Annotated in this window: 11 protein-coding genes; 4 read left to right on the top strand and 7 right to left on the bottom strand. The window is 34.9% G+C overall.

What is annotated here, in order from left to right; translation table 11 throughout:
• Positions 1 to 192: 192 nt before the first annotated feature.
• Entirely contained in the window at positions 193 to 1,242 is a 1,050-nt protein-coding gene (locus QVB70_RS09730; protein WP_287585543.1) for a lysylphosphatidylglycerol synthase transmembrane domain-containing protein, read from the top strand.
• Between the two features lie 50 nt (positions 1,243 to 1,292).
• Here the strand turns inward: QVB70_RS09730 and QVB70_RS09735 are convergent, their stop codons facing one another.
• Positions 1,293 to 1,577 carry a DUF167 domain-containing protein gene (locus tag QVB70_RS09735; protein WP_287585544.1) on the bottom strand — a complete coding sequence of 95 codons (285 nt, stop codon included), beginning with the start codon at positions 1,575 to 1,577 and terminating at the stop codon, positions 1,293 to 1,295.
• A gap of 233 nt (positions 1,578 to 1,810) precedes the next feature.
• Between QVB70_RS09735 and QVB70_RS09740 the strand changes: the two genes are divergently transcribed.
• Positions 1,811 to 2,173 (top strand): hypothetical protein, encoded by a 363-nt coding sequence (locus QVB70_RS09740; protein WP_287585545.1) that lies wholly within the window; start codon positions 1,811 to 1,813, stop codon positions 2,171 to 2,173.
• Between the two features lie 67 nt (positions 2,174 to 2,240).
• Here the strand turns inward: QVB70_RS09740 and QVB70_RS09745 are convergent, their stop codons facing one another.
• Together QVB70_RS09745 and moaA are read right to left on the bottom strand one after the other, a co-directional pair.
• On the bottom strand, positions 2,241 to 3,005 hold the full coding sequence (locus tag QVB70_RS09745) for a glycosyltransferase family 2 protein (protein WP_287585546.1): 765 nt from the start codon (positions 3,003 to 3,005) through the stop codon (positions 2,241 to 2,243).
• A gap of 19 nt (positions 3,006 to 3,024) precedes the next feature.
• A complete protein-coding gene (gene moaA, locus QVB70_RS09750) occupies positions 3,025 to 3,966 on the bottom strand; it encodes a GTP 3',8-cyclase MoaA (protein ID WP_287585547.1) in 942 nt (313 codons plus the stop codon).
• Between the two features lie 232 nt (positions 3,967 to 4,198).
• Between moaA and QVB70_RS09755 the strand changes: the two genes are divergently transcribed.
• Together QVB70_RS09755 and QVB70_RS09760 are read left to right on the top strand one after the other, a co-directional pair.
• Positions 4,199 to 4,669 (top strand): ribonuclease III family protein, encoded by a 471-nt coding sequence (locus tag QVB70_RS09755; protein ID WP_287585548.1) that lies wholly within the window; start codon positions 4,199 to 4,201, stop codon positions 4,667 to 4,669.
• Positions 4,670 to 4,813: 144 nt separating this feature from the next.
• Entirely contained in the window at positions 4,814 to 5,137 is a 324-nt protein-coding gene (locus QVB70_RS09760; RefSeq protein ID WP_287585549.1) for a hypothetical protein, read from the top strand.
• Between the two features lie 3 nt (positions 5,138 to 5,140).
• Here the strand turns inward: QVB70_RS09760 and QVB70_RS09765 are convergent, their stop codons facing one another.
• The 4 genes from QVB70_RS09765 to QVB70_RS09780 form a co-directional block, all read right to left on the bottom strand.
• Positions 5,141 to 5,635, bottom strand: coding sequence for an ADP-ribosylation factor-like protein (locus QVB70_RS09765; protein ID WP_287585550.1), 495 nt, complete (start codon positions 5,633 to 5,635; stop codon positions 5,141 to 5,143).
• A gap of 189 nt (positions 5,636 to 5,824) precedes the next feature.
• Positions 5,825 to 6,208 carry a transcription factor S gene (locus QVB70_RS09770; protein ID WP_287585551.1) on the bottom strand — a complete coding sequence of 128 codons (384 nt, stop codon included), beginning with the start codon at positions 6,206 to 6,208 and terminating at the stop codon, positions 5,825 to 5,827.
• A 121-nt stretch (positions 6,209 to 6,329) separates the two neighbouring features.
• Positions 6,330 to 7,955 carry a glycosyltransferase family 39 protein gene (locus QVB70_RS09775; protein WP_287585552.1) on the bottom strand — a complete coding sequence of 542 codons (1,626 nt, stop codon included), beginning with the start codon at positions 7,953 to 7,955 and terminating at the stop codon, positions 6,330 to 6,332.
• A 100-nt stretch (positions 7,956 to 8,055) separates the two neighbouring features.
• The coding region (locus QVB70_RS09780; protein ID WP_287585553.1) for a hypothetical protein at positions 8,056 to 8,430 on the bottom strand (375 nt) is incomplete at its 5' end.

The following is an 8,430-nucleotide window of genomic DNA, read 5'->3' on the forward strand; positions in this document are numbered from 1 at the left end:
GAAGGGCTCTTATCACATTTTTTTCTATGGAGGATCTCAAAGAACTTCATACAGCATTAAACCAACTCATTTTTCTGTAAAATCAAAAAGGAAAAGTTTATTTTTCGAGAAAATACATGGGTTCGAACTCAAAATTTACGAACTAAAAGAGCGTAAATATTTTTCCTTTGAATTATAATGCCTCGTGATTTTATGAGACACATTCTAAGAGTTGCATTATTGATAGCTATTGGTCTAGGTCTCGTCTATCTACTTGTTTATATGGTTGGAGGGCGCGAAGTCCTCGTTCTACTTGTTAATACAAATTTAATATACGTAATCTTTGCATTGTGTCTTTATATTCTAAGTCTTCTTATAAAATCTCTTATATGGCAAATTCTTCAAAAAGCAAAATATCCTAATCTCTCATTAATATCAACTTTCCCTGTATGGGCGTTTGGATACGCATTGAGCACTGCATTGCCAGGAAAGACTGGAGACATTGTGAGATTAGAAGTACATCGAAAATACCAAGATCTCTCAATAGGTGATTCTGCTAGCATTGTCCTCTTTACGAGAATCTATGATATGTTATTTATAATCACATTTAGTGCTCTTGGAGTCATTATAGTGCTGCAACAATATTTTCTATCGCTTAGTTCGATTTATTTTACATTATTCATCTTTATTTTATTCTGCTTTGTCATAATTTTTGCGATTCTTGTTGCATTTAAAAGATCTGTCGGCGAGTTACTTCTGAAAATGCTCCAATCACTCTTAAGGAAAATGCCATCACGTATGAAGCGCCTTGCTGAACGAATTAATAATTCCGCAATCAATGAACTTGATAATTTCTATGAAAGTGTTGAATTGTATAAAACACTCAAATACCCCCTGATTGCTGTTCCAATGCTAACTGCTTTACGCTGGTTTATTGAATTATTCGCAACGGTTCTAGTATTCCGCAGTATAGGGGTAAGTGTTTCTATATGGACAATTACATTAGCTATCTCTGTCAGCATTCTAGTGGGAATAGCAACAGCGATGCCAGCATCGATTGGTACGGGAACGCTTGCTGGTTTTGCGATATACCGTTTACTTGGTATTTCTGATGATATTGCAGTTGCCGCAACATTGATTGGCTTGTTTCTTGGGCCTGGCATTACCATCATTTTTGGAATCGTTAGTCTTGTCATTCTTGAGTTAAGAAAATGGAATAAGCAAAGACATATCGAAAAAGAGAATCATCCTAGATTCCCGTGAAATATTTAATCTTTCAATCTATTTAAAAATTGATAGTGATTAAAATAGTCTTAAAATTGAGACAATATATCTTTCACGTTTTTTTGACTCATTTCTAGGAAAATAGTTTTTCGAGAACTTGAATGCCCCGAAACGATGTTAATACGATCTTGTGAAACATTAAATAATTTACTTAACTCACGTAAGAGTTCTTTATTCGCTTTTCCATGTCGAGGAGGCGATTTTATTTTTACATATATGATATTTCCTTCAACACGTGTTGGTACTTCTGTCTTTTTTGAATTAGCTTTAACAACAATCTCTATGTAAATCCCTTGAGTTTTCGGATGATCCATTTTTACACCCATTTTCTAAATAATCTTTTCAAAAATTGTTTAAAGATTTATTTATGTTTCGCTAAACAATGGAACAGAATTTCCCAATACTATTACAGAAGAACATAAAGAAATTCACATAAACCAGAGCGCGCTCCCAAAAGAATCAAAAACTTTAAGTAAAACGGATGAGTGGATCTCTCAAACAAAACGCTATATTTGTAAACAGGACGTTTAGGAGGCTTTATTAAACAATGAGCGTGGAAGGATATGCAAATAATTTACTAAATTCCGGCGCTGTAGGTGCAGTTGCCGTAGTTGCATGGAATGGTGGAATGTGGTTCAAGACAAATAATTGGGAGCCATCTGGTCCAGACCTTGTGAACGCGTTCAGTAACAAACAATCTGTCGTGGTTCAAAATGTAAAATATGCATTAATGCAAGCTACTGAGGATAGATACGTAGCTAAGAATGTTCAAGGTAGTGGCTCACTGGTAATGGCAATGATCCCACCGAATAAAGGATTAGTCGTAGCTTGGAGCCCCCCTACAGTAGAAACTACTCTTGCGTATACCGAAACAGCAAAGACAGCAGCATCAGTTTCTAAAGTAATATAATTACCTTAAAACTAAAATACGATGTAAATCAGCACCTACAATCGTTTTTTATTCTTAGATCTCGATCCTAAGAATATTGTAGAGTTGGGCGAAGTTTTATTTTATGCAGCATATATTTTATTAAAACCTTCAGAATTCGCATTCCATATCGCGTTGGGCTAAGATACGAGATCTCTTGTCCATAGTACGTAGGTATAGGCACTTCCTTAATTTTAAGTCCTTTTTCTCTACATTGGATTAAACTTTCGCTATCATACACGTATTTTTCGGAGTTTAGATGGAAACGAGTCTGTTTTAACGCTTTACGAGAAAACGCCCGATATCCAGTATGGTATTCGGATACCGGTGGTTTCATTCCAACAATTAGATTTTCGAGTCGAGTGAGCAAACGGTTCCCAAAATATTTGAAAAGAGGCATACCTCCGTGAATCATCTGCCCTCCAAGTGCCCGTGAACCTAAAACAACGTCTGCCTTCTCTTGCAGGAACGGTTGAAGTATGTTAGGTAATTCTTCTGGTGGATATTGGCCATCTGCATGGACAAGAACGGCGATATCTCCTCCTCGTTTTAACGTTTCTGAATAAAGCGTTTTTTGGGAGCCTCCGTAACCTCTATTTGGCGAATGCTGCAATATTACAACCTGTTTTCCACGTCTTTTCGTATATTCCTCCCCTAACTTCTTTGCAACGTTGTATGTATCATCTAGACTTCCATCATCAACAACAATTATTTCATCGAAGTATTCATCAACCTTTTCAAGACGTTTAAATACTGATGGCAGTGTATCTGCTGCTTTGTAAGCTGGAATCGTTATAATGACTTTTTTTTGCATATCATCACTTTTTAAAAGATTATTCTTTGAAAAATGGTTCCCTTAAGGCGATCGCCTGCAGTAACAGTTGATATATTTCTTCATCAGAAACATTTCTTCGAATGGGTGTAATAATATCTATTAGATTATCTTCTCTCATTAGACACGGTTTCAAATGACCATCACTAGTGACACGCAATCGCTTACAATTCGCACAAAAGGCACTATTATGCATTGGACGGACTATTTCGATAACAGTTCCATCATTTAGATGGTATCTTTTTCGTTGTTGCATTTGTCTGACCTCTATGTGCTTCGCAATTCCTTCGAGGACTTCTTCGATGGGACTTGGATCCACATGATACCTATTGAAGAAAGTATCATTGTTTTCATCGAAAGTCATTAATTCTATAAGCTGGAGTATGACTCCTGTTTTCTTTGCGAATTCGATAAATTCACGAATTCTTGTGTCGTTAATACCTTTTAAGAGAACTGTATTTATTTTAATTGGATTTAAGCCAGAATTTTGGGCATGAGTAATGCCATCCAGTACTTTGGTTAACATATTTTTTCGAGTTACATCAAAATATGTTTGTGAGTCTAGTGTATCTAAACTAATATTAATTCGTTTTAGACCTTCATATTTTAGTCTATCACATGTGTCTTGATCAAGAAGCACTCCATTGGTAACCAGAGAGACTTCGTTAATTCCTTTTAACTTAGAAAGTTTTGATATTATCTCAAAGACATCATGTCTTAAGAGTGGCTCACCGCCAGTTATTTTAACACGTTTTATACCTACACGTCGGCTCACTGAAACTAGCCTTTGAATTTCTTCTGCAGTCATTTCAGCTCTTTTTACTGAGTTAGACCTTTCATGATATCCTTCATGATGGCAATATATGCAATTTAAATTGCAGTGTTGTGTAATAGAGACCCTAATATCTACTATTGTTCTGCCATATCTATCACATATCTCCATGCAGTTCCTCCCTTCGATGGGATTACAGATAAATGACTTCGCCTGATTTTTAAAAGATTATCAAATGCTACTATGGACTTTTTTTCGTGTAACGTTTCAATTTTTTAGGACTTTTCCATCCTGATGATTATCGTTTCATCCAAAAAAAACTCATAAATACTTTTCCCTTTACTTATCTCACAAAGATAATTATTTGAGATAAATTACGTTAAGATCATCTGGATGAAGAAAAATGGATAGCTGGTTTAATTTTCAAGATTATCTAAAGATTTCCTATCAAGATTTAAAACAGATTCTCACAGACAAAGCGCTTTCAAAATTCGGAGATTCATTGGTCAATTTTACATATTCAATAGCAAAATCAATGGTTCTAAGAATGCCAACTGGTGAAAAAGTACCAGATAAAACATTGTGCAGTGCATTGCGTGCAACGACATTAAGAAAACAAGTGCCTTCACATGCTAAGATGGGTACATTAGGAGATGTAGTAGAGGCTTTTATTGCTTTTATGTGGATTACAGAAAGATTATCACTTCAGCAAATAGTTGAAATACTTGTTGACAATCTCAGGCATAGAGATCTTTCAGATCGCAAGAAAGAAAGCAGAGCTGCGCGTGATGCTTATCTTTCTCTTCTTAACATTTCACTAAAAATACTGAAAGAGTTGCCAATCCAAATGACTAAAGATATAACTGAAAAATAAACGAAGACTGAATTCTTTGTATGTTCACAGAAACTGTACTATTATAATAGTTAGAAACTGAAGATGTGTAATTGAATTATGATTTAATTGAAAAACTTAAGAAAATAATGAACAACTAGCTATTGCTGATTAAGGAGGGGTTAAATGAGCGATGTAATAAAAAGACAAGCCCCCGCTCGTATACGACGTATTAATGAACTTAATGATACTGATTATAGAGTTCGAGTCATTGGAACAGTTGTAAGCGTATCATCAGATGAACAGATCCTTGATGACGGGACTGGCACTATAAATGTAAGAACAGATCAAAAATTAGAAATGGGTGCATTGAACCGAGCAATTGGACGTATCTTTCGTAAAGATGATGGTACTTTCGAATTAAATGCTGAAATAATTCAAGATATGAAAGGATTAGACATTGAACTCTTTAATAAAGTTAGAGAATTACAAAAGAAGCATTCAGTTTAAGCTTCAGAGTTCTTTGAGTTGTTGGCTTATTTTTTGATGAAGAATCAATTCCAATAAAGTACGGTATTCTGGGTCAAGACCAATTACACCATAAGTTTCCACATTAAGAATTTCTGCTATTTCCTCAGGTTTAAGTGCTTCTGGTAAATCTTGCTTATTGGCAATGCATATTAGCCTTTGACAGCACTTTTTTGTCTTCTCAACTATTTTTTTCGTTAAAAGAACATTATTGCGAGTAGAATCTACTACTACAAAAATCAATTTCGTTCCTTTAAGAAACATCTCCCATAGAAATGCAAACTGTTCTTGACCTGCTAAATCCCATAAAGAGAACTCGTGATGGCCAAGTTGGATATTTCCAAAATCCAGCCCTATTGTTGGTTGATATTCCTTTGGTAGGTTTTCTCCAGTAAGTAGAGACAGCAAAGTAGTCTTCCCGACACGTGGGGCACCAATAAAAGCCACTTTATTAACTGAAACTGCCTTATTAATAAGCATTTTATCAAGTCCAAAGGATTGTAAACTAACTCATACCGTAAATCGATTTAAAAATTTGTATCATCCGACACAATCCAGTATATCAAATTTTCTAAATAATATCGGCTGAATATAACAAAATAAAAAATGTATTAAAAAAACAAAATAAACTGGTCCTTTAATCTTAGAATTGCTCTAGTATAAAAAATTTTAATCATACTCGCGCCAAGTATAGCTACATTCTTTACATCTAAAAAAACGAGTTTCTCCTTCATCTGCTCTTCTAGTTTGTAAGAACCAATACTCTGCAAGTACAAATTTTTTACATTTAGGACATTCCATTTTAGTGGTTGGCAAAAGAGACCTTTCTTCTTCAGAAACAATTATAGTTTCGTCTCTTGGAGAATGATTTATTTTCTGAACCATTTTATACGTTTTTGCACTGTTTTCTTGAAGAGAGTAATCGATTCCACATACTTCGCATTTAAAAATAGTTTTATTTCCTTCTCTAGCAGGAAAAAGCAAAGCTCCACATTTTTCGCAAAATTGCACACGATCACCTAGTAACATTGACGAATATTCACGGACACTCATTTATCGCGTCTTTCGTGATGTATCTCGTTGTTTCAATTCACATGTTGTTATATAAACCTTTCGTTAGGTGGTAGATTTATACCTTAAACTACCCTAACTCCCTTTAGCGTGAGGTAGCTCACTAGACAGTGTAGGATGTGATCAAGTAGATCACAACCTTATACTCACTTACAGTATCTAGATAAACCACTTTTAGATTAGATGGAGCGCTATTCTCGTCCAACAACCCAAATTGCTCAGGCAAGTCCGCTCGTGTCTCAGCAATAGCTCTTTCATCTATTATAATATACTGTGCCTCATATTCCCTAGCAACGCGTATTATCGTTGAAAAATCACCAAAAGGTAATCTTACTGAACATCGCTCTGCATAATAAGGAATTATATCTTTTCTGCTCATTAAAATGGCGTTAGGATCAGTATTTTCTTTCAACCAGATTCCTGCGTTGTATAACTCCAAGGAATCATTTTTTCCCTCAAAACGAACTATATTGCTGGTCGTTATGACTAATGCCTCAATTATTACAATGAGGGTCACAATTATTATGATATATCGTTTGAGCTTGAATTTCCTAATTTCTAAATCTAAAATATTCTTTGGAATAAGATCTTGCAATTTTAATATTCCTCTCGCACAAAAAATGAATATGAACGGATAGATTGCCAGATTATATCTACTAACCGCACCGATTCTTCCTGCATAAACTGCAATTCCATAGAAAGCAAAGTTAGTAAAAATTAGAAGGAAGAGTACCAATCTTTGTTGCAACTTGTTTGTTGAAACAAGCCCTCCAACGCATCCCAAAACGAATAAAAGAGGAGTAAGATATTCTGGGAATACTTTATATTGGAGATAAATCCCGATTGTCCATTTTGAAATAACACTTAAAGGATTTGCCAAGAATATTTGAATTGGGCTTGGAGGTGCTGTTAGACCATAAAAATTTGCTTCATAGTTACCTCCAAGCATATAATTTGCTAAAGCAACACTTTTTTCTGAGAAAAAGAGAGATCCTGTTAATAGCACATTACGAATTAGCCAAGGAGATATTATGATAAAGAAGCTAGCAATGAATATAAAAAGACTATACACGCCCTTTTTCATTTTACCTAGATAGAGCAAATTGAATAGCAGAACTGGCAAAAAAATAATTGCAGAGAATCTAGTTAAGTAGGCCAAACCAAAGAAAACTCCACTTAAAATTCCGTATTTTAAATCATTTGTCTTTGCGTTTTTAATGTTCCAGTATACACAGACTGCTAAAAAAAATGCCAAAGGGATATCTGAAAAAACCTGAATTGAAAACCACACCATGCTTCGGGAAATAGACACTAGAAGGGCACTTAAGAAACCAATTTGTTCATTAAAAAGTTCTTTTCCAAGAAAATAAATCGGGAAGACCAATAGACTACCAAATATCACCGAGACTAACTTTGCCGAAAAATCGCTTACACCAAATATAAGATAAAAGAAATAAATTGTGTAAGGCATTAATGGAGGCCAATAGAAATCAGGACTCCCAAATGAACTTGAAAGATATAGAAAATTTATAAACGTAACGGTGTATCCTTCTCCGTAATATAGGTTTTTTGCAAGTTGAGCATAATTCATTTCGTCTCCTTCAAAAACAATATTAAAGAATTGAAGGACAAATCGTATGCAAAATGCTATGATAAACAAAATTAGCAATCTTACTTTATCATCAGAAAAATCAATGCGCCGTTGTATTATAGAAAATACACCGCTCATAACGCACGATCTCTTTGAATTTGTTTTTATGTTTTTTCTGTTAAGACATGAATTTTGTTCTTAAATGAAGTCTTCTGTGAGTTCTTGACCTTACAATTATTTATAAAACAGTGTAATCATTGATATAATTCCACGTTTTATGATAATCCTCAATCTTTCCCTGAGAGGAAAGACCAGCCTTAAGGTCATCGGGCTGTGTGCTCGTCACCGAGTTCAAAACATACTTCATCACTACTGTTTTTCGCAGTATCTCGGCAGTCTTGAAGGAGGTTATCCCACTGTGCTTGAACAGGTCATGGATTTGTGACCATCTACGGTAAGGACTGCCCTGTTTCACACGGGGCTCTATAAACTCCCCGACATGTGAGAGCACCCAATCATAAATGGTTGGAAATGTTTCCTTGAAACCCAAGCCTCTTCGAGCTATTACATAACTTGCTAAGTGATGTGTTGACAAATTATGTAATCCTGAATA

This window comes from Candidatus Borrarchaeum sp., assembly GCF_019058535.1.
Classification (GTDB): Archaea; Asgardarchaeota; Sifarchaeia; order Borrarchaeales; family Borrarchaeaceae; genus Borrarchaeum; species Borrarchaeum weybense.